This window comes from Devosia sp. ZB163, from assembly GCF_028613635.1.
Lineage (GTDB): Bacteria > Pseudomonadota > Alphaproteobacteria > Rhizobiales > Devosiaceae > Devosia_A.
In genome coordinates this window covers 276,171-294,552 of record NZ_JAQRMY010000001.1, presented here as the reverse complement: position 1 = coordinate 294,552, position 18,382 = coordinate 276,171, and the positions used below count along the sequence as shown (strand labels likewise).

20 protein-coding genes are annotated in these 18,382 nt (G+C 66.2%); 8 read left to right on the top strand and 12 right to left on the bottom strand.

Features of this window, described 5'->3' with window-relative positions; translation table 11 throughout:
• The first annotated feature begins 79 nt into the window (after positions 1-79).
• On the top strand, positions 80-613 hold the full coding sequence (gene ppa, locus PRN20_RS01470; protein ID WP_273955197.1) for an inorganic diphosphatase: 534 nt from the start codon (positions 80-82) through the stop codon (positions 611-613).
• 161 nt (positions 614-774) lie between these two features.
• On the top strand, positions 775-1,380 hold the full coding sequence (locus tag PRN20_RS01465; protein WP_273955196.1) for a chloramphenicol phosphotransferase CPT family protein: 606 nt from the start codon (positions 775-777) through the stop codon (positions 1,378-1,380).
• Positions 1,381-1,580: 200 nt separating this feature from the next.
• Here PRN20_RS01465 and PRN20_RS01460 read toward each other — a convergent pair whose 3' ends face one another.
• The 3 genes from PRN20_RS01460 to dinB form a co-directional block, all read right to left on the bottom strand.
• A complete protein-coding gene (locus tag PRN20_RS01460) occupies positions 1,581-3,068 on the bottom strand; it encodes an MDR family MFS transporter (RefSeq protein WP_273955194.1) in 1,488 nt (495 codons plus the stop codon).
• 286 nt (positions 3,069-3,354) lie between these two features.
• A complete protein-coding gene (locus tag PRN20_RS01455) occupies positions 3,355-4,512 on the bottom strand; it encodes a serine hydrolase domain-containing protein (protein WP_273955193.1) in 1,158 nt (385 codons plus the stop codon).
• A 58-nt stretch (positions 4,513-4,570) separates the two neighbouring features.
• On the bottom strand, positions 4,571-5,815 hold the full coding sequence (gene dinB / locus PRN20_RS01450) for a DNA polymerase IV (protein ID WP_273955192.1): 1,245 nt from the start codon (positions 5,813-5,815) through the stop codon (positions 4,571-4,573).
• 172 nt (positions 5,816-5,987) lie between these two features.
• Between dinB and rlmN the strand changes: the two genes are divergently transcribed.
• From rlmN to PRN20_RS01430, 4 genes are read left to right on the top strand one after another with little or no spacing between them, the layout of a single operon-like run.
• Complete coding sequence (rlmN, locus tag PRN20_RS01445; RefSeq protein ID WP_273955190.1) at positions 5,988-7,211, top strand: 23S rRNA (adenine(2503)-C(2))-methyltransferase RlmN; 1,224 nt, start codon at positions 5,988-5,990, stop codon at positions 7,209-7,211.
• 9 nt (positions 7,212-7,220) lie between these two features.
• The gene (locus tag PRN20_RS01440) at positions 7,221-7,517 is read left to right on the top strand and encodes a restriction endonuclease (protein WP_273955188.1); all 297 of its coding nucleotides are present in this window, start codon (positions 7,221-7,223) and stop codon (positions 7,515-7,517) included.
• A 9-nt stretch (positions 7,518-7,526) separates the two neighbouring features.
• Positions 7,527-8,225: an HAD family hydrolase gene (locus tag PRN20_RS01435; RefSeq protein WP_273955186.1), complete on the top strand. Its 699-nt coding sequence runs from the start codon at positions 7,527-7,529 to the stop codon at positions 8,223-8,225.
• Positions 8,225-8,644 carry a GNAT family N-acetyltransferase gene (locus PRN20_RS01430; RefSeq protein ID WP_273955185.1) on the top strand — a complete coding sequence of 140 codons (420 nt, stop codon included), beginning with the start codon at positions 8,225-8,227 and terminating at the stop codon, positions 8,642-8,644. Before PRN20_RS01435 ends, PRN20_RS01430 begins: the two co-directional genes overlap by 1 nt.
• Here the strand turns inward: PRN20_RS01430 and PRN20_RS01425 are convergent.
• Together PRN20_RS01425 and PRN20_RS01420 are read right to left on the bottom strand one after the other, a co-directional pair.
• The gene (locus tag PRN20_RS01425) at positions 8,641-9,378 is read right to left on the bottom strand and encodes a phosphotransferase family protein (protein ID WP_273955183.1); all 738 of its coding nucleotides are present in this window, start codon (positions 9,376-9,378) and stop codon (positions 8,641-8,643) included. The two genes, PRN20_RS01430 and PRN20_RS01425, sit on opposite strands and share 4 nt — an antisense overlap.
• Entirely contained in the window at positions 9,375-10,028 is a 654-nt protein-coding gene (locus PRN20_RS01420) for an NAD(P)-binding oxidoreductase (RefSeq protein WP_273955181.1), read from the bottom strand. Before PRN20_RS01420 ends, PRN20_RS01425 begins: the two co-directional genes overlap by 4 nt.
• Before the next feature lie 116 nt (positions 10,029-10,144).
• On the opposite strand from PRN20_RS01420, the gene PRN20_RS01415 reads away from it, so the two are divergent.
• Both PRN20_RS01415 and PRN20_RS01410 read left to right on the top strand, forming a co-directional pair.
• Positions 10,145-10,972: a polysaccharide deacetylase family protein gene (locus PRN20_RS01415; protein ID WP_273955179.1), complete on the top strand. Its 828-nt coding sequence runs from the start codon at positions 10,145-10,147 to the stop codon at positions 10,970-10,972.
• A 13-nt stretch (positions 10,973-10,985) separates the two neighbouring features.
• Positions 10,986-11,864 (top strand): heme-dependent oxidative N-demethylase family protein, encoded by an 879-nt coding sequence (locus tag PRN20_RS01410; RefSeq protein ID WP_273955178.1) that lies wholly within the window; start codon positions 10,986-10,988, stop codon positions 11,862-11,864.
• A gap of 198 nt (positions 11,865-12,062) precedes the next feature.
• On the opposite strand, the gene PRN20_RS01405 is transcribed toward PRN20_RS01410, so the two are convergent.
• The 7 genes from PRN20_RS01405 to PRN20_RS01375 all read right to left on the bottom strand — a co-directional run bounded on the left by PRN20_RS01405 (position 12,063) and on the right by PRN20_RS01375 (position 18,333).
• Positions 12,063-13,298, bottom strand: a complete 1,236-nt coding sequence (locus tag PRN20_RS01405) for an AGE family epimerase/isomerase (protein ID WP_273955176.1) — start codon at positions 13,296-13,298, stop codon at positions 12,063-12,065.
• 184 nt (positions 13,299-13,482) lie between these two features.
• Positions 13,483-14,079, bottom strand: a complete 597-nt coding sequence (locus PRN20_RS01400) for a hypothetical protein (protein ID WP_273955175.1) — start codon at positions 14,077-14,079, stop codon at positions 13,483-13,485.
• A gap of 172 nt (positions 14,080-14,251) precedes the next feature.
• Positions 14,252-16,411 carry a sodium-translocating pyrophosphatase gene (locus PRN20_RS01395; protein ID WP_273955174.1) on the bottom strand — a complete coding sequence of 720 codons (2,160 nt, stop codon included), beginning with the start codon at positions 16,409-16,411 and terminating at the stop codon, positions 14,252-14,254.
• 138 nt (positions 16,412-16,549) lie between these two features.
• Complete coding sequence (locus PRN20_RS01390; RefSeq protein WP_273955173.1) at positions 16,550-16,858, bottom strand: DUF167 family protein; 309 nt, start codon at positions 16,856-16,858, stop codon at positions 16,550-16,552.
• Entirely contained in the window at positions 16,855-17,295 is a 441-nt protein-coding gene (locus PRN20_RS01385) for a GNAT family N-acetyltransferase (protein WP_273955171.1), read from the bottom strand. The genes PRN20_RS01390 and PRN20_RS01385 overlap by 4 nt, the downstream gene beginning before the upstream one ends.
• Before the next feature lie 2 nt (positions 17,296-17,297).
• Positions 17,298-17,591 (bottom strand): YggT family protein, encoded by a 294-nt coding sequence (locus tag PRN20_RS01380; protein ID WP_273955169.1) that lies wholly within the window; start codon positions 17,589-17,591, stop codon positions 17,298-17,300.
• Positions 17,592-17,718: 127 nt separating this feature from the next.
• Positions 17,719-18,333 carry a DedA family protein gene (locus PRN20_RS01375; RefSeq protein WP_273955168.1) on the bottom strand — a complete coding sequence of 205 codons (615 nt, stop codon included), beginning with the start codon at positions 18,331-18,333 and terminating at the stop codon, positions 17,719-17,721.
• Between the last annotated feature and the right edge of the window lie 49 nt (positions 18,334-18,382).

Genomic DNA, 18,382 nt, shown 5'->3' with positions numbered 1-18,382 from the left:
CCCCGCGTACCCATGCCTTGCAATCATGGCCCCTGATGGGCCAAAAGCGCCCCGAACTTCTCCCCTCAAGGCACCTTCCATGAATATCGACGCCATCGAAATCGGCAAGAACCCCCCGGATGACCTCAACGTAATCATCGAGGTGCCCCTGGGCGGCGAGCCGATCAAGTACGAGATCGACAAGGCTTCGGGCGCGCTGTTCGTCGACCGTTTCCTCTATACCCCGATGCGCTACCCCGGGAACTACGGCTTCGTTCCGCACACGCTATGCGGCGACGGCGACCCGCTTGACGTGCTCGTGATGAACTCGCGACCGCTGGTGCCGGGCGCCGTCGTGCGCTGCCGGCCGTTCGGCGTGCTGTTCATGGAAGACGATGGCGGCACGGACGAGAAGATCCTCGCCGTGCCGGTATCGAAGCTCACCAAGATGTACGACGCGATCCACGACATCGGCGACATGCAGCCGATCCAGCTCGAGCGCGTGAAGCACTTCTTTACCCACTACAAGGACCTCGAGCCGGGCAAGTGGGCCAAGATCGAGAAGATCGGCAACGTCGCCGAGGCTCGTACCGTGATCCTCGAGTCGATCGAGCGGGCCAAGGCCTCGAAGTAATCGCCGGGGCGCCCTTGAAACTCGACCGACCCGATCGCATATAGCGATCAACGGTTGGTCGATCGGGCGCTGTTCCCTCCCGGCAGCCAGGTCCCGACCCAACGGAAAGGCGCTCCCCGAAAGGGTTGAGCGCCTTTCTTTTTTCCGGCTAGTGGTGGCGCATGAACGGTCGCATCGTCATCCTCAACGGCGTCCCCCGCGCGGGCAAAAGTTCAATTGCCCGCGCAATCGTCGCCGACATTCCCGGGACCTGGGTGAATCTTGGCGTCGACACCATGGCGGCCGGGTTGCCGGAGGCGCTTCGGCCGGGCATCGGCCTCAGGCCGGGCGGCGAGCGCCCGGACCTCGAGCCAGAGGTGATCCGGCTCTACTCCGAACTCTATGACGACATAGCATCCCGGGCGCGAGCCGGATTCGACGTGGTCGTCGATGTCGGCCATCATGACTGGTATTCGCGACCGCTCGGTATCCTCGAGGCCGCGGCGCAGCGACTCAGCGGGCTCGACGTGCTCTTCGTCGGCGTGCGGTGCCCGATCGAGGTGATCATGGCGCGGCGCAATGCCAATCCGCAGGGCGGCTTTTACGCTGCGGGTGAAGGCGTGCCCGAGCCGGTGGCGCGCTGGCAGGAGGCGGTGCACCAGCCCGGCATCTACGACCTCGAGCTCGATACCAGCGCGATGACGCCGGAAGAGTGCGCCGGGCGGATCGCGGCAGCGCTGACCGATCCACCGCGACCAAGTGCGTTTGAGCGGCTGGCTCACGGATAGCCAGCGTGGGGAACCGATACCCGGGCTTAATAGATGCGCCCGGTCGGGCGGGTGACATCTACCGTTCCGGCCCGTTCGTTGGCGACCATATAGAGCGTCCTGCTATCGCGGCGATCGGGCCTGTTTCGACAGGCGGTCGGAAAAGAATCGGGCGCCGGAGGGGTTTCCGGCGCCCGATGATTCACGTGAAGCGTTGGTTACTAGTGGCCGCCCATGCCCGCCATTTCCGGGTTCGCCGGCGGCTTCTTGACGAAGAAGGCCGCGGCGATGGCGAACAGCGAGATGATGGCACCGCAGAGGAAACCGGTACGGATGCCGGCTGCAAGCGCCTCCACCTGATCGACACCGTTCGCCATGAGCGTGGTGCTCTGAATGGTCATCAGGGCGATGAACAGCGCAACGCCCGCGGCGCCCGCCACCTGCTGAACCGAGCCGAGAATGGCGCTGCCATGCGAATAGAGTGACATGGGGAGCGAGCTCAGCGAGGCGGTGAAGAGCGGTGTGAACATGATCGCCAGCCCGATGCAGAGCGTGACGTGGCCGGCAAGGATCACCCACACCGAGGTGTTCTGGTCGACAAGGGTGAGGCCCCAGAGCACTGCGCTGACGAGGATCGAGCCGGGGACCAGGAGGCGCGTGGTGCCCCACTTGTCATAGAGCCGGCCGACGATCGGGCCGAGGAGGCCCATGGTCAGGCTGCCCGGCAGCAACATCATGCCGATCTGCAGGGGATCGAGCTTGATGACGTTCTGCAGGAACAGCGGCAGCAGGATAATGACGCCGAACAGCGCCATCATGGCGATCCCCATCATCATCACCGACAGCGTGTAGTTGGTGTGGGCAAAGGTCCTGAGGTCGAGGAGCGCGCGATCTTCCTTCTGCAGGGTGAGCTGGCGGAAGACGAAGAGCACCATGGTGACGAGGCCGATGCCGAGCGGAATCCACGGCGACAGGCCGTGTTCTCCGGCGGCCGCTTCGCCGAAGCCCGAGAGGCCATAGACGATGCCGCCGAAGGCGAGCGCCGACAGAATCACCGACAGGATGTCGAGCGGGGTCGAGCGCGGCTCGGAGATGTTCTTCATCTTGGCCGCGCCGAGGGCGAGGGCACCGATCGCGATCGGCAGGACGAGGATGAACATCCAGCGCCAGTCGAAATGGGTGAGGATAAAGCCGCCGATGGTCGGGCCGATGGCGGGCGCCACCGACATGACGATCGAGATGTTGCCCATGGTCTTGCCGCGGGCCTCGGGCGGCACCAGCGTCATTACCGTGGTCATCAGCAGCGGCATCATGATGGCCGTGCCCGTCGCCTGGATGACGCGGCCGAAGACCAGCAGTTCGAGGCCGGGCGAGACGGCGCAGATCAGGGTGCCGACCGAGAAGATCGACATGGCGAGCATGAAGATCGGCCGGGTGTTGATGCGCTGCAGCAGATAGCCGGTGATCGGAATCACCACGGCCATGGTGAGCAGGAACGCCGTGGTGAGCCACTGGGCAGCCGTGGCCGTGACGCCGAGATCGGTCATCAGCGGCTGGATGGCGACGCTCATGATCGTCTCGTTGAGGAAGACGACGAAGGTCGAGACAAGCAGGAGCGCGATGACCAGCCGGTTACGGGCCGCCGTCGAGGCGTCGGCCGGGGCGGCGGTTACAGCAGGCGAAATATCGTCAATGGCTTCGCTGGTCATGGGCGGCCTGCTTTCTGAGCATGATTTTCGATGAGGGGGCGGGTGTATTGCATGGTTAAGATGTGAGCGCCAGTGTCGTGTTGTGCATGGCTTATTTGCACGAGGCCTGTGACAAGAAGTGTCAGCATTTGGAAACTCCGTTCGCCGACAACAAGACGGTTCAGCCGGCGCCAGATCGACACCCAGATCGACACCAGGACACGGAATTAAGTTAAGCGTGGACTTAAGCGTAGGAAGGACGCCCGTCAATGCTAAAGCGATCACTGAAGTGATATCCAGGCGGCGGTCAGGGTGCGTAGATGCTGTTCCAGGCCCGGTAGAGGGTCGAATGCAGCAGCTGGGCCTGCTCGCCGGAGCGGTAGACGACCAGCCCCTTGTCGGGCATCAGGTACAGCACTTGGCCACCTTGGCCCATGAGGTAGGAGAACGGGCCCTGGAGCGGCTGGCCGGCGCGGTCGAGCACGTTCTGGCGGATGTGGTGGCCGTAGTTGTCGTCGCGCCGCTCTGCATAGCCGATGTCGAGACCGAGGAACGCCCGCCAGAGCGCGTCTGGAAGGAAGGGCGCCTCCGGCCTCCCGTTGCCGGCGAGGAACATGCCGATGCGAATCCAGTCGCGCGCGGTGGCGTAGATGCAGCAATAGGCAGAGACGGAGGCATCGGCGGCCGGCTGGCGCCAAAAGGCGCTGCCTGCCCCGGAGGGGCCCCAGATCCTCGTCGTCAGAAGCGTAGCGAGCGGTTCGCCGTAGACGGTCTCCAGCACCTCGCCGAGAAGAGCGGTGTTGATGTTCTGGTAGGAGAACTCCGCCGGCGTCGTGGCAACTTCGGCCACCAGGCCGTTCTCGATCGCGCCCAGCCCGAGGAAGTGCAGGCGCGCCAGCGGCCCGAACGGGTTGGCCGAGGTATCGGTGGTCTTGTCGCCGCTGATCGCGTCGGCCTTGGCCTCGCCGTGGTCGAAGGCAATGCCGCTCCGCATCTCAAGCAGCGAGCGCAGGGTTACGCCGGCGAGCCCGCGGTCGGCGGGCAGAAGCTCACCCAGCGTCTGGTCGAGGCTGGAGATCCGGCCCTCGGCCAGAGCCTTGTAGACGAGGGCGCCGACAAGGGTCTTGGCCATGGAGAAGGAGTTGAAGCGGGTCGCGTCCGAGATGCCCGGCGCGTAGTGCTCGAGCTCCAGCCGACCGTCGCGGGCGACGAGCAGGGCCTTGCCGCCGGTTGCGGCAAAGGCGGCCCCGAGTTCGGGGACGAGCGGACGGGTGGCAGCCTCGGGCGAGAGGCTCAGCCCGGGCGCTTTGTCGTCACCTGCAAGAGGAGCAAAGTGGCCGACTGCCGGCCAGGTCAGCGGCGGCACGCCTTCGGCGATGAGCTGGGGCAGGTAGGGGGCATAGGCCCAGGTTGCCGTGCCGGCACCCACAAGCAGGAACAGCAGTCCCAGCAACAACTTGCGCATGAACTTCCCCAATCCGCAGAGGGCTCGCAGGGCGGCGTGGCCGAAGTTGGGCAGTCGATCAGAGCGGTTTTTCGGCGAGGCCGCGGAAGGCGTCGGGCACATCGCGCGGGGTTTCGAGCATGGCCGAGCCGTAGCCGATGGCCTCGCGGCCAAAGCGATCGCGCACCTTGTCCATGGCGTGGTCGGCCGTGAGGCGTGCGCGACCCCGCTGGCTGCCCGAGCGGCGCGCCTCGTCGGCGAGGCCAAGGGGCAACTCGAGCTGCAGCAGCGGATCGCGGATGAGGTGGGCGACCGAGATGGCGAGGAGCGTGATGGTCCGCTGGTCTGGATGATCGGCGTGGACGACACGCACCAGATCCTCGGCGATCTCGGCGAGGCTGGTGGTCGCGGCGAGCGGCTGGTCGATGGTGAGCGAGCGGGTGACGGCGCTCATGTCGCGGAAGCGGACTCGCACGGTGACGGTGTAGCCGAACCAGGACTTGGCCCGCAGCCGGCCGGCGATGCGATCTGCGAGGTGGCGGAGCGTCGGCCGCCAGATGTGCTCTGCGAACGGCTTGCGCCCCAGCGCCGACTGGGCGCCGGCGGAACGGGCGCGCTGATTGGTGACGATGGCGCGCGGGTCGCGGTTCCAGGCGAGCGCGCTCAGCTTCCCGCCGGCGGCATTGCCGAGCAGGCGCTGCACCCACTCGGTGCGCTTCTCCGCAAGCTGGCCGATGGTCAGGATGCCCTCGTCCTCGAGCTTGCCCTCGGTGACGGGACCCACGCCCCACATCAGCGAGACGGGCAGCGGGTGGAGGAACTCGAGCTCGCGTTCGGGCTCGACGACGGCGAGGCCATCGGGCTTGGCCACCTGCGAGGCGACCTTGGCGAGGTGCTTGGTGCGGGCGACGCCGATCGAGATGGGCAGCCCGAGTTCGGCGCGGACGCGGGCGCGGATGGTGGTCGCGATGGCGGCGGGCGGGCCGAACAGGTGCTCGCAGCCGGCGACATCGGCGAAGGCCTCGTCGATCGAGATGCGCTCGACGAGCGGAGTGAAGTCGTGGAGCACCGCGATCGCGGCATCGCCAAGGCGCTGGTACTCCTCGAAATGGCCGCCGGTGAAGATCAGTTCGGGGCAGAGTTCCTTCGCCGCCCAGCCCGACATGCCGCCATGCACGCCGAAGGCCTTGGCCTCGTATGAGGCGGCGAGCACGACACCGCCGCCGACAGCGATCGGCTTGCCGCGCAGCTCCGGGTTCAGCAGCTGCTCGACCGAGGCGTAGAAGGAATCGAGATCGGCATGGAGGATGGTGGCGCGGTCCATCGGGTTCACCGTGTTGAGAACATATGGTGAACGAACGGCCGATGGAGTCAAGCGGTCCCGCGATTAACTATCGGCACCCGCGAACCCGTGTTTTGCGCTATTGGTGTTCCTATGTTATGGGCCGCGCCTTGTTGCGCCCCAAGGGAACGCCCCTGAGAGAGCCGCCCGCACGATGAGTATCGCCCTCGACCTCGATTACCACGCCCATGCCGACCGTCCGAGTGCCGGACGGGTTTCGCTTGTCGGCCAGACCAAGCCGCAACTGCGCGAGACGCTGATGGGGATCGGGCTCGACGAGCGCGAGGCGCGGATGCGCTCGAGCCAGCTGTGGAACTGGATCTACCACAACGGGGTCACCGACTTTGACCGGATGACCAATATCCAGAAGGGATTCCGCCAGAAGCTGAGCGACACGTTCCTGCTCGACCGGCCCGAGATCGTCACCGAGCAGGTGTCGATCGACGGGACGCGCAAGTGGCTGTTCCGCTTCCGCGACCCCAAGAACCCGCTGCTGCCACCGGTTGACGTCGAGACCGTCTACATCCCCGAGGAAGACCGCGGGACCCTCTGCGTCTCCTCGCAGGTCGGGTGCACGCTCACCTGTTCGTTCTGCCACACGGGCACGCAGAAGCTGGTGCGGAACCTGACGGCGGGCGAGATCCTGGGCCAGGTCCTCATGGCGCGCGAGCGGCTGGGCGACTTTCCGGGCGGCGAGCGGCCGACCGATGGCCTCGTGCCCGCGCCGCGCGGCTCGGGCGGATCGGAAGGCGACAGCCGCGCCATCACCAATATCGTGATGATGGGCATGGGCGAGCCGCTCTACAATTACGAGAACGTCAAGCAGGCCCTGCTGATCGCCTCCGACGAGGCCGGTATCTCGCTGAGCAAGCGCCGCATCACGCTCTCGACCTCGGGCGTCGTGCCCTTCATCGAGCCGACCGGCCGCGACATCGGCGTCATGCTGGCAATCTCGCTGCATGCGGTGCGCGACGATCTGCGGGACATCCTCGTGCCGATCAACAAGAAGTATCCGCTCAAGGAGCTGATCGAGGCCTGCCGGAACTATCCGGGGCTCTCGAATGCCCGGCGGATCACGTTTGAATACGTCATGCTGCGCGACATCAACGACTCCGACGCCGATGCGCGCGAGCTGGTGCGGCTGCTCTCGGGCATTCCCGCCAAGATCAACCTGATCCCGTTCAACCCGTGGCCGGGCACCAATTACGAGTGTTCGACCTCGGCGCGGATCGAGCAGTTCGCCGATATCGTCAACCGCGCGGGCTATGCCTCGCCGGTGCGCACGCCGCGCGGACGCGACATCTTCGCGGCCTGCGGTCAGCTCAAGAGCGCCACCGAGCGGCTCAGCAAGAAGGAGCGCGACGCGCTCACCGCCTGAGGAAAGGCCATGGCGGACGATCCCGTTTGCCCGCTTTGCCAGCGCCCCATTCCGACCGACGCCAAGTCGAGCCGGCACCACCTGACGCCCCGCCTCAAGGGCGGCACGCACCTGGGTACGGTGCTGCTGCACCAGATCTGCCACAGCGCCATCCACGCCCGCTTCTCGGAGGGCGAGCTGGCGCGACGCCTCAACAGCATGGAAGCGCTGCGAGCCGATCCGGAGATCGGGCGCTTCATCGACTGGGTGGCCGACAAGCCGCCCGGTTTCCACGCCCCGACACGGCGCATCCGCGGCGCCAGATAGCGAGCTGCCATGCCTTATCTCACCACGATCGGCTTTGATGCGGACGACACGCTCTGGCACCACGAGAGATACTTCGTCGCCGCCAAGGCGCGCTTCGTCGAACTGCTTGCAGGCTATGGAGAGCCGGAAATGGTGGGTAGCCGGCTGCACGACACCGAGATTGCCAATGTCAGGGACTACGGGTTCGGGGTGAAGAGCTTCACGCTCTCGATGGTCGAGACGGCGGTGTCGCTGACGAAGGGCACGATCTCGGCGGCGGTGATCGGCGAGATCATCGAACTGGGGCGGGCTATGCTCACCCATCCGGTCGATCCGTTCCCGGGGGTGCGGGAGACGCTCGAGACGCTGAAATCCACGCACCGGCTGCTGGTCGTGACCCGCGGCGACCTGTTCGACCAGGAGCGCAAGCTCACTGCATCGGGGCTGCTGCCGTTCTTCGACGAGATCGAGATCGTCTCGGACAAGACGCGCCCGATCTACGAGCGCATCTTCACCCGGCACGGCGACGGGCCGCAGCGCGCCATGATGATCGGCAACTCGATGCGCGCCGACGTGGTGCCGGCCATCGCCGCGGGCGCCTGGGGCGTGCATGTGCCCTCCGAGCTGGTGTGGTCGCTCGACCTTGCGGACGACCCGGCCGACAGCCAGCGTTTCCGCCGCCTGCCGGACGTCGCCGCCGTGCTGCCGCTGGTCGAGGAGATCGGCTGATGGCGATCGCGTACAGGCGCATGGGGCCCGGTGACGAGCTGGTCTTCCTCAACGTCGCCGCCGATGTGTTCGATGAACCCGTCCATGCGCAGCGGCTCGCGGCCTATCTGGTCGAGCCCGGGCACCTGATGATCCTCGCCTTCGACGGCGAGCTGGTGGTCGGGCAGTGTTCTGCCGTGATCCATCGACATCCCGACAAGGTGGACGAGCTCTATGTCGACGAAGTCGGCACCGCCTCGACGCACCTGAGGCAGGGGATTGCCACCCATATGGTGGAGATGATGTTCGACTGGGGCCGGGAGCTCGGCTGCCGCGAGGCGTGGCTGGGGACCGAGCTCGACAATGTCGAGGCCAACGGGCTCTACAACAAGCTCGGGGGTAAGGCCGAGCACATGCACTACTACGAGTTCAAGCTCTAGGCGTTGGCCAGCGGCAGCAGGGCTTCGACCTCCTCGGGCACGTTCTCGCAAAGCCGCGAGGCGGCGAGGACGGGTAGCCAGGCGAGGATATCGGCGGCGCCTATGCCGCTGAGGGCGGCGTAGCGCGCGAGGTAGGCCTCGGCGAAATCTGGCACGTGCGGATAGAGCAGCAGGTAGCTGCGGCAGGCATCGGCGGCGGGCGGGCCGGAGGTGGCATCGGGCCAATCGACGATCATCGCGGCGCCGGGCGAGCCGATGATGTTGAACGGGTGGAAATCGCCGTGGCACAGCCGGTCGCCATCGGGCAGGGCGGCGAGGTCGGCGAGCCGGCGCTGGCGTGCGCCCGCGTCGAGGCGGGGTTCCACGGCGAGGCGGCCCTGAAGCCGCCGCTTCATGGGCGTGAGGCGCACTTCGGTTCGGGCATGCATGGCGAGGTGCATGGCCACCATGGCTTCGAGCGCTTCGGGCGCCGAAGTGGGATCGGCCAGCACGACATCGGCAAGCGGCGCGCCCGGCGCGCGGGACATGACGAGGCCCCAGCGTCCGTCATAGAGGCCGGCCGCGTGGACGGCCGGAGCCGGCAGTGGATGGTCGGCGACGATGGCGAGGATGGCCGCCTCGGCGAAGACGGTCGAACGCGCATGCCGATCCTTGTAGAGCTTGAGGACATGCTCGCCATAGGCATAGGCGTCGGCGACGCGTCCGCCGCCGAGGAGCGGGCCGATCTCCATCATTTGCCGAGCAGCGCCTCGAGCGCCGTGTCGATGGCGGTCTGGCCGCCGATCACCTGATAGACATGGCCGGCCGTCCGCGGTTCTTCCACCACGGCGACGGTCACCGCCGCGACGTCGGCACGGGGGATAGGCCCGATATCGAGTGCCTCTTCGGTCATCGTCACCTTGCCGGTACCGGGCTCGTCGGTGAGCTGACCCGGCTCGATGATGGTCCACTTGAGGCTCGAGCCGGTGATGTGCTTGGCGGCGGCGCGCTTCTGCCGGTAGTAGTCCTTCATCTCTTCGTCCATCGATCGGGTCGAGAGCCCGGTGCTGGCGCCGATCGAGGAGATCGAGACATAGCGCGGAACGCCGGCCTTCTCGGCGGCCCGGACGGTGCGGAGCGTGCCCTTGCGGTCGAGTTCGCTGGTCTCGCCGGCAGCCGACCCCGCGGCGAAGATCACCGCGTCCGAGCCCTTCATCGCGTTGACGATCACGTCGAACTCCGACTTGTCGAGATCGACCAGCTGCACTTCGGCGCCGAGCTTGACGAGGTCGGCCATGTGCCTAGTGCTGCGTATGGTGGCGACGACCGCGTGCTTGTTGCTGAGGAGCTGCTCGACGATGAGCCGGCCGGTGCGGCCCGAGCCGCCGATGACGGTGATACGCATGCGATCTCTCCTCGTTTCATCAAAGCGTGCCGCAGGTTGAGCCATCGGGCAAGTGCGGGCGTATCGCGGCCGGTCAAGGGTGGATAGGCTTCCCGCGGGGAACGGGAGACGATTCGATGAGCGCTGGACGGCAGATCGTGATGCACCACGATGACCTGGGAGCGAGCTGGAGTGCCAACATGGCGTTCCTCGAGCTGTGCGAGCAGGGTGTCGTCACCTGCGGCTCGGTGATGGTGCCCTGTCCATGGTTTCCGCACATGGCAGAGCTGGCACGGGCGAACCCCCAACTCGACATCGGGGTGCACCTGACGTTGACGGCCGAGTTCGACCGCATGCGCTGGCGTCCGATCACGGGCGTGGTCGGCAACGGCATGTGCGACGCCGAGGGATACTTCCCGCGCCGGGTGGCGGACACGCGGCTGGCCGATCCGGCGGCGGTGGAACGAGAATTGCGGGCGCAGGTGGACGGGGCGCTCGAAGCCGGTATCGATGTGACGCATCTCGATGCGCACATGGGTACGGTATGGCTGCCCGAGTTCGTCGAAATCTATGAGCGGCTGGGGGCGGACTACCAGTTGCCGATCTTCCTGCCGGGGCATGGAGACAGCTGGGTGGAGCCGTCAGCGGCGCTGGAGCGGGCGCGAGAACGCGCGGCGGACCGGGGCAACCCCGAGTTCGACGGCGTGCTGTCGACTCCCTTCGGCAATCTCGCCCCGACGGCGACGGACTATCGCGCCATCCTCGCGAGCGCGAAGCCCGGACTCAACTGGGGCGCGTTCCATTTCACCAAGCACGGCGACATCGCGATGATCTCGGATGACGCGCCGACCCGGCTGGGGGAGTACGAGATATTCCGTTCGGGCGCGGTGGAGCAGGCCTATGCCGAGCTCGGGGTCGAACTGGTGGGGATGCGCGGGTTCCGCGAGCGAATGCGGAGGGGCTGAGGCTCCGCCCGAGATGCCGCTCCCACCCCTCGCCGACCCGCTGGCTCAAGCCTTTTCTATCGGCATCAAACCACTCGATCCGAGGCGTTGGGTCGATGTCGATGGTGAAATAGGGGTCTACCTCGCCGAGAAGTCGAGGCTCCTCGCTGAGTATCATGCCGAGGTGTTCGCCGCAGAGGCGGGGACGGAGCCCGCCCAACAGGAGGTGCTGGAGCGGCTGGTGGCGCACCTTCTCGCCGATCACTCAGAAACCTACCGCCGCGAAGGCGAGGCGATCCGGATCCGGCCGACGGGGGCACTGGTTGCCCTCGATGGCGGCCGTCCGGCGCTCGAAACGGCGGCGCTGCTGGTGCAGGAGGACCTGGTGCTGATGCGGCGCGGGCAGGAGGGCTGGCGGCTTGCCGCAGCGGCGCTCTGCTTTCCCTCGGCCTGGCGGCTCGGCGACAAGTTCGGGCGGCCGATGCACGAGGTGCATGCGCCGGTGCCGGGGTTCGGCGCGGGGACGCGGCCGGCGAAACTGATCACCCGGATGTTCGACAATTTGCAGCCCGGCGCGGCGATGATCCGCTGGAACTGGTCGCTGTTCGGCGACGGCGCTCTGTTCCATCCAGAGCCGAGCCATGCGGTGCCGCGATTTGGGACAGAGGGCGAGAGGGCCGTGGTTCGGCTCGAGCGGCAGACGATCACCAAGCTCGGGACAGGCGATGTGCTGTTCACGATCCGGATCTATCTCGAGCCGGTGGATGCATTGGCGCGGCAGGCTGAGGGCCGGGAGGTGGTGGCGGCGCTGGTGCAGCAGCTCGAGGGGCTGACGTTCGAGCAGGCGGAGTACAAGGGGCTCGCGGCGGAGCGCGAGACGCTGGTACGGCGGATTTCGGGGATTGCGGGCTAGCGCCTGCCAGCACGGGGCCAAGCGGTGCGAAGACATTGGAGCGCACGTCACCCTCCCCCCTTTGCGGGGAGGGGACAGGGGTGGGGGGAGAGGCGCACCTCGGAGCTCGAGGCGCACCCCCTCCGAGCTACGCTAGGCGGCAAGCCGCCAAGCTTCGCTTGCCTCCCCCGTCAAGGGGGAGGTGGGGCAGTGGCCGGGCTATTTCATCGTCTCGATGATCCCCTTCGTCACGCTGCCTTCGGCCGGGTAGAGCGGGATCAGGCACGCCTGCAGGGCGTGGTAGATGTCGCCCTTGCCGACGAACAGCGAGTAGGCGGGCTGCATGTCCTCGGTCAGCTGCTCGTGCCAGGCGCCGTTGACGTGGTCGAGGTGGTGGCGGGCGATCACGTCCCAGATGTTGCGGTACCAGGTCTCGTGGAATTCGCTCGGCCGGTGGGCGAGAAGGAAGGCGGCGGCGCCGACACCCTCGGAGACCGGCCACCAGAGCTTGTGGCGCATGTCCGGCTTGTCGGACCAATCGAGGTTGTAGAAGAAGCCGCCGTGCTTTTCGTCCCAGCCGATGGTGACGGATTGGCGGAACAGGGCTTCAGACGCCTCAGGCATCCAGGCGTGCCGCTTGCCGCCGAGCGCCCAGAGCTGGAGCACGAGGCGCGACCACTCGAGCCAGTGGCCCGGAGTGGTGCCGGGCGGGCGGAACATCTGGTCGCCGGTATAGCCCTTGTCGACCTGCCAGTCGGCGTCGAAATGCTCGGCCACGCGAAAACCGTTCTCGCGGGCGAGGCGGTTGATGAGGAGGTCGGCGATCTGCTCGGCCTTGCTCAGGTACTCGCGATTGCCGGTCGCCTCGAAGGCGGCCATCAGCGCCTCGGTGAGGTGCATGTTGGAGTTCTGGCCGTGATAGGGGCTGATCGGCGACCAGTCGGCGTTGAACTCCTCGTCGATGGCGCCATGCCTGGCGTTCCAGAAGCGGGTGTCGATCACTTCGGTGACGTCGGCGATCATCCGGTCGGCGAGCGGGTGGCCGACGAGCTTGGCGCTCGAGGCGGCGAGCAGCACGAAGGCGTGGCCGTAACCTTGCTTGCGGCCGTTGTCCGAAGCGCCATCGTCATCGACAGCCCAGAAATAGCCGCCGCGCTCGGCGTCGCGGTGGTTGTTCCAGAGGTAGTTCATGCCGTGGTCGACGATCGGGTCCGAGCCCGGGCGGCCGAGCAGGCTCGCAATGGCGAAGCAATGCACCATGCGCGCCGTGCCGTGGATGCCGCGTACGGGGTTATCAGGCTTGATCGGAGCGCCGGTGGCGGTGAGCTCGAAGAACCCGCCGGCGGGATTGAAGGCGCGATTGCCGTAGAAGGCGAACAGCGCCTCGGCCTGATCGCGAAGCCACTGGCGGTGATACGGGCGGCTGAGCCAGGGGGTGGTGGGCGATGCAGGCATGTGGGGCTCCTCCATGTGGCTCGTCTCGGCAGTCTCAAGACATGGCTACAGGAGCAAACTGGTATCGCCAAGTCCCACGGCCAGCGCCAAGGTCACCTCGGCAGGCGGCTCAAGGATTGCGTCAAGCAGAGGCCGGGATAGCTCTCGGCCTCTAGACCCGAGGGACTGAAGGTATGGACGGTTGCTAGGCGTTGATCGAGATTTTGACATCTTCCGGTCTGACGCCAAGCGAGAGCGCAAGCAGTCTCTTGGCTTCAGCAATTGTCAGCTTTCCGGGCTCAGCGGGATCAGTCCGTTCAGGAGCATCCTGCCCGGCAGCGCTTGGGCCTCCGTCCGGCACAATGCGATACTTCGCCCACTTGTTCGCGTACCCGTTCGCTCCGGCATCTCCGTTGCTTCCGAAGTATATCACCCACGTTGTGTTCTTAACTGCATTCGGATGTTCCGGCAGATAGTCCCGCTGCGCCTTTCGGAACGCCTCTTCCGCTTCGATGGAAGGGACAAGGTAGGCATCCACGCGTCCCCGGCGCCCCCCGACGGCAAAGATAACATGGCTAGTGTCTCCACCAAAACCTGAGATCTTAGCAGTGTCGGGGTCGCCGCTGCTGGTCTTGACCATGGCGTTCCCGAGGGACGCCGTCTTGACCAGCGCGTCGAAGGTGCTGCCACCCTTCTGAACCTTCATCACCACCCTGTTTCCCTTGCCGATGGGTGTGAGGCTGTAGCCGGCAGCCTCCAAGATTGCATAGGCGGACGAACGGGTCTCTTGAGTCTCACTCATGGTCGCGGTCTCCCTTGCTGTGATCCAGTGATCTGAACGTACACGGCAACAAGCAGGGTGTCAACAAGGTGTTGATACCCTGTCGGGGTGGGGCAGACTTTGCCGAGCCAAAAAAAGGCCCGGGATCGCTCCCGGGCCTTTATCATTCGCTACCGTGTCGGCTGACAGCGGCCTACACCCCGCCGCCACCGAGATGCGCCAGCACTGCGAGCAGCAGTAGCGCGACGATGTTGGTGATCTTGATCATCGGGTTCACGGCGGGACCTGCCGTGTCCTTGTAGGGGTCGCCGACGGTGTCGCCGGTGACGGAGGCCTTGTGGGCGTCCGAGCCCTTGTAGTGCTTGACGCCGTGGCTGTCGGTGAAGCCGTCCTCGAAGCTCTTCTTGGCGTTATCCCAGGCGCCGCCGCCGGCGGTCATGGAGATGGCGACGAAGAGGCCGGTGACGATCACGCCCATCAGCATGGCGCCGAGCGCCGAGAAGGCGGCGGCGTTGCCGGCGATCCAGTAGATCACGGCGAAGACGACGATCGGCGAGAGCACCGGAAGCAGGCTCGGGACGATCATTTCGCGGATGGCGGCCTTGGTCAGCATGTCGACGGCGCGGCCGTAATCCGGCTTGTCCGTCCCCTGCATGATGCCGGGCTTTTCCTTGAACTGCCGGCGGACTTCCACCACGACGGATTGCGCCGCGCGGCCGACGGCGGTCATCGACATGCCGCCGAAGAGGAAGGGCAGCAGGCCACCGAAGAGCAGGCCGACGACGACATAAGGGTCGGCGAGCGAGAAGCTCAGGTTGCCGAGCCCCTGGAAGATCGCCGGGGCGCCTTCCTGGGCCGAGAAGTACTGCAGGTCCTGCGTATAGGCGGCGAACAGCACCAGGGCGCCGAGGCCGGCCGAACCGATGGCATAGCCCTTGGTGACGGCCTTGGTGGTGTTGCCGACGGCGTCGAGCGCGTCGGTGTTGTGGCGCACTTCCTTGTCGAGGCCGGCCATTTCGGCAATGCCGCCGGCATTGTCGGTGACCGGACCAAACGCGTCGAGCGCGACGATCATGCCGGCCAGCGCCAGCATGGTGGTGACGGCAAAGGCGATGCCGAAGAGGCCCGCAAGGTTATAGGTGACGATGATGCCGACGATGATCACTAGCGCCGGCAGGGCGGTCGATTCCAGCGAGACCGCGAGGCCCTGGATGACGTTGGTGCCGTGGCCGGTCACCGAGGCTTCGGCGATCGAGTTGACCGGGCGCTTGTTGGTGCCGGTGTAGTACTCGGTGATGACGATGATCAGCCCGGTGATGACGAGGCCGGCAACGCCGCACCAGAACAGGTTCCACGGCGTGAACTGCTTGCCGCCCTCGAGCCCGAGTTGCACGTCGAGGCCACCGAACACCCAGATGAGGGTCGGGAGCAGCACGATGAGCGACAGGACACCGGTGGCGATGAGGCCCTTGTAGAGGGCGTTCATGATGTTGTTGGAGGCGCCGAGCTTGACGAAGTACGTCCCGATGATCGAGGTGACGACACAGGCGCCGCCGATAGCCAGCGGCAGGACCATGCCGGCGAGCTTGAACGCATCGGGCAGGACGATCGCCGCGAGCACCATGGTGGCGACCGCGGTCACCACGTAGGTCTCGAACAGGTCGGCGGCCATGCCGGCGCAATCGCCGACATTGTCGCCCACGTTGTCGGCGATGGTCGCGGGGTTGCGCGGATCATCCTCGGGGATGCCGGCTTCGACCTTGCCCACCATGTCGCCGCCGACGTCGGCACCCTTGGTGAAGATGCCGCCGCCCAGACGGGCGAAGATCGAGATCAGCGAGGCGCCGAAGCCGAGGGCGACGAGCGAGTCGATGACGGTGCGGCTGGTCGGCTCGAACCCGAACATCTGGGTGAGGATGATGAAGTAGAGCGTGACGCCGAGGAGGCCGAGGCCGGCGACGAGGAGGCCCGTGACCGCACCCGACTTGAAGGCGAGGTCGAGGCCGCCGGCGAGCGACTTGGTCGCCGCCTGCGCCACGCGCACGTTGGCGCGCACCGAGACGTTCATGCCGATGAAGCCGGCGGCGCCGGAGAGGATGGCGCCGATGGCAAAGCCGATGGCGGCGTAGGCTCCAAGCAGGAAGAAGGCGAGGATGAAGATGACCACGCCGACGATGCCGATGGTGGTGTACTGGCGGCGGAGATAGGCGGAGGCGCCTTCACGCACTGCGGCGGAAATCTCCTGCATCCGGGCGGAACCCGCATCGGCCTTCAGGAGGCCTTGCGTCGTGACGACGCCGTAAACGATAGAGAGCAGACCGCAAACCACGATCGCCCATAGCAATGGTGTCATAGATAGTTCCCTCGATGTGACGTCAGCGGGGAACGCTCCGTAGTTGCAGCGGCGAACCGCTCCTCCTCGCCCCCCGAAGATCGCGTGGCAAACTTGTGCCAAATCGTCGCAGACGGCGCAAGGTGCGCCGATTCTCGCTCAGCCGAGCTTTTCGAGGTTGAGAACGAGCGTTTCGGGGTCGCCGGCGATCCGCACGGTTTTCAGGCGCGCCGTTTCGCCCGAAACGAGCGTGATCGCCGATTTCGGAACGCCGAGGGTTTTTGCGAGGAGCACGATCACGGCGGCATTGGCCCTGCCCTTGTCGGGGACGGCGCTGACACGGACGCGGAGCACGGCGGTGCCGTCATCGCGCTGCTCGATGCCCTCGATGCGGTCAGTGGCGGCATTGGGGGTGACGCGCAGGTGGAGGCGCAGGCCGTCGTGCAGGCGTTCGAACGGCGCGGTCACGGGGCCCGGTAGGGATCGGCATGGACGATCGCCATGAGCCGCTCGGGCCGGTCGATGGCGGTGAAGCCATACTGCTCGTAGAGGCCGTGCGCGTCCGCGGTGACGAGCATGAAACGGCGCAGGCCCTGCAGGTCGGGGTGGGCGAGGATGGCCTCGACGAGCGCCTTGCCGAGGCCCTTGCCCTGCTGCGCCGGATCGATGAACACGTCGGCCAGCCAGGCGAAGGTGGCGCCGTCGGTGATGACGCGGGCGAAGCCGGCCTGTCCCTGGGGGCCGTAGAGGCCGAAAGCCAGGGAGCCGGCAATCGAGCGGGCGACGAGATCGCGCGGGATGCCCTGGGCCCAGTAGCTGTCGGCGCTGAGATAGGTGTGCACGTAGTCGATGTCGATCCGGCCGGGATCGGTCGAGATCTCGAACCCGGCCGGCAGCGTGGACATTGTCAGAGCACGCGGCCCACGGCCCAGGAGGCCAGGAGGTTCTGCAGGAAGAAGATGATGACGAAGACGATCAGCGGCGACAGGTCGAGCCCGCCGACGGGCGGGATGACGCGGCGGATCGGCTTCAGGATCGGCTCGGTGATCTGGTTGAGCACGCGCCAGATGCCATCGACGAACTGGTTGCGGGTGTTGATCACGTTGAAGCTGATCAGCCAGCTCATGATGATCATGATCAGAAAGATCCACCAGACGATGTTCAGAATGAAGCTCAGCGTCTGCAGAATGGCAAAAGTCATGGGGCGCCCTCGGGTTCGTCGCCCTATTTAGGGGGCGATGTGCCTAGCGACAAGCCGATGGGCCAGTTTTGTGTTGAGAGACGGTAGCTTGGCGCACTTCAGTTGAGCTGAGAACTGCCGCAACGCGTCAGGTCTTCTCGCTTACGCGGCTCGGGCGCCAGGTGAAGAGGCGGAAGACATAGAGCCCGACCACGGCGGCGAGGACGACCCAGGTCAGCGGATCGATGAAGCTTTCGACCAGGTGGTAGTGCTCGTGCAGCAGGTAGCCGGCGCTGACCAGCACGGTGTTCCAGATCAGCATGCCGATGGCCGAGAACAGCGCGAAGGTGGCGAAGTTCATCTTGGCGAGGCCGGCTGGGACCGAGATCAGCGTGCGCAGGATCGGAAAGAGCCGCCCGACGAGGACGATGGGCCTTCCCCAGCGCTCGAAGATGCGCGCGGCATAGTCGATCTCGTCGGCATTGAAGGCGAACCAGCGCCCGATGCGGTCGGCCAGCCACTTGACCCGCTCGAGCCCGAAGAGGCGTCCGGCGAAGTACCAGGGCAGCATGCCGACCAGCGAGCCGATGGTGGCGGCTAGGATCACGCCGACGAAGCTGAGCTGCCCCTGGCCGGCGGCGAAGCCAGCAAAAGGCACGATCAGCTCGGAGGGAATGGGCGGGAACACCGCTTCGAGCAGCATCAGCAGGGCAATGCCGACATAGCCGAGGTCAGTGATGATCTGGGTGATCCAGGTGGCCAAGCGATACTCCATTGCAGTGGGGCAAGGCCCCCTCACCCGCCGCTATGCG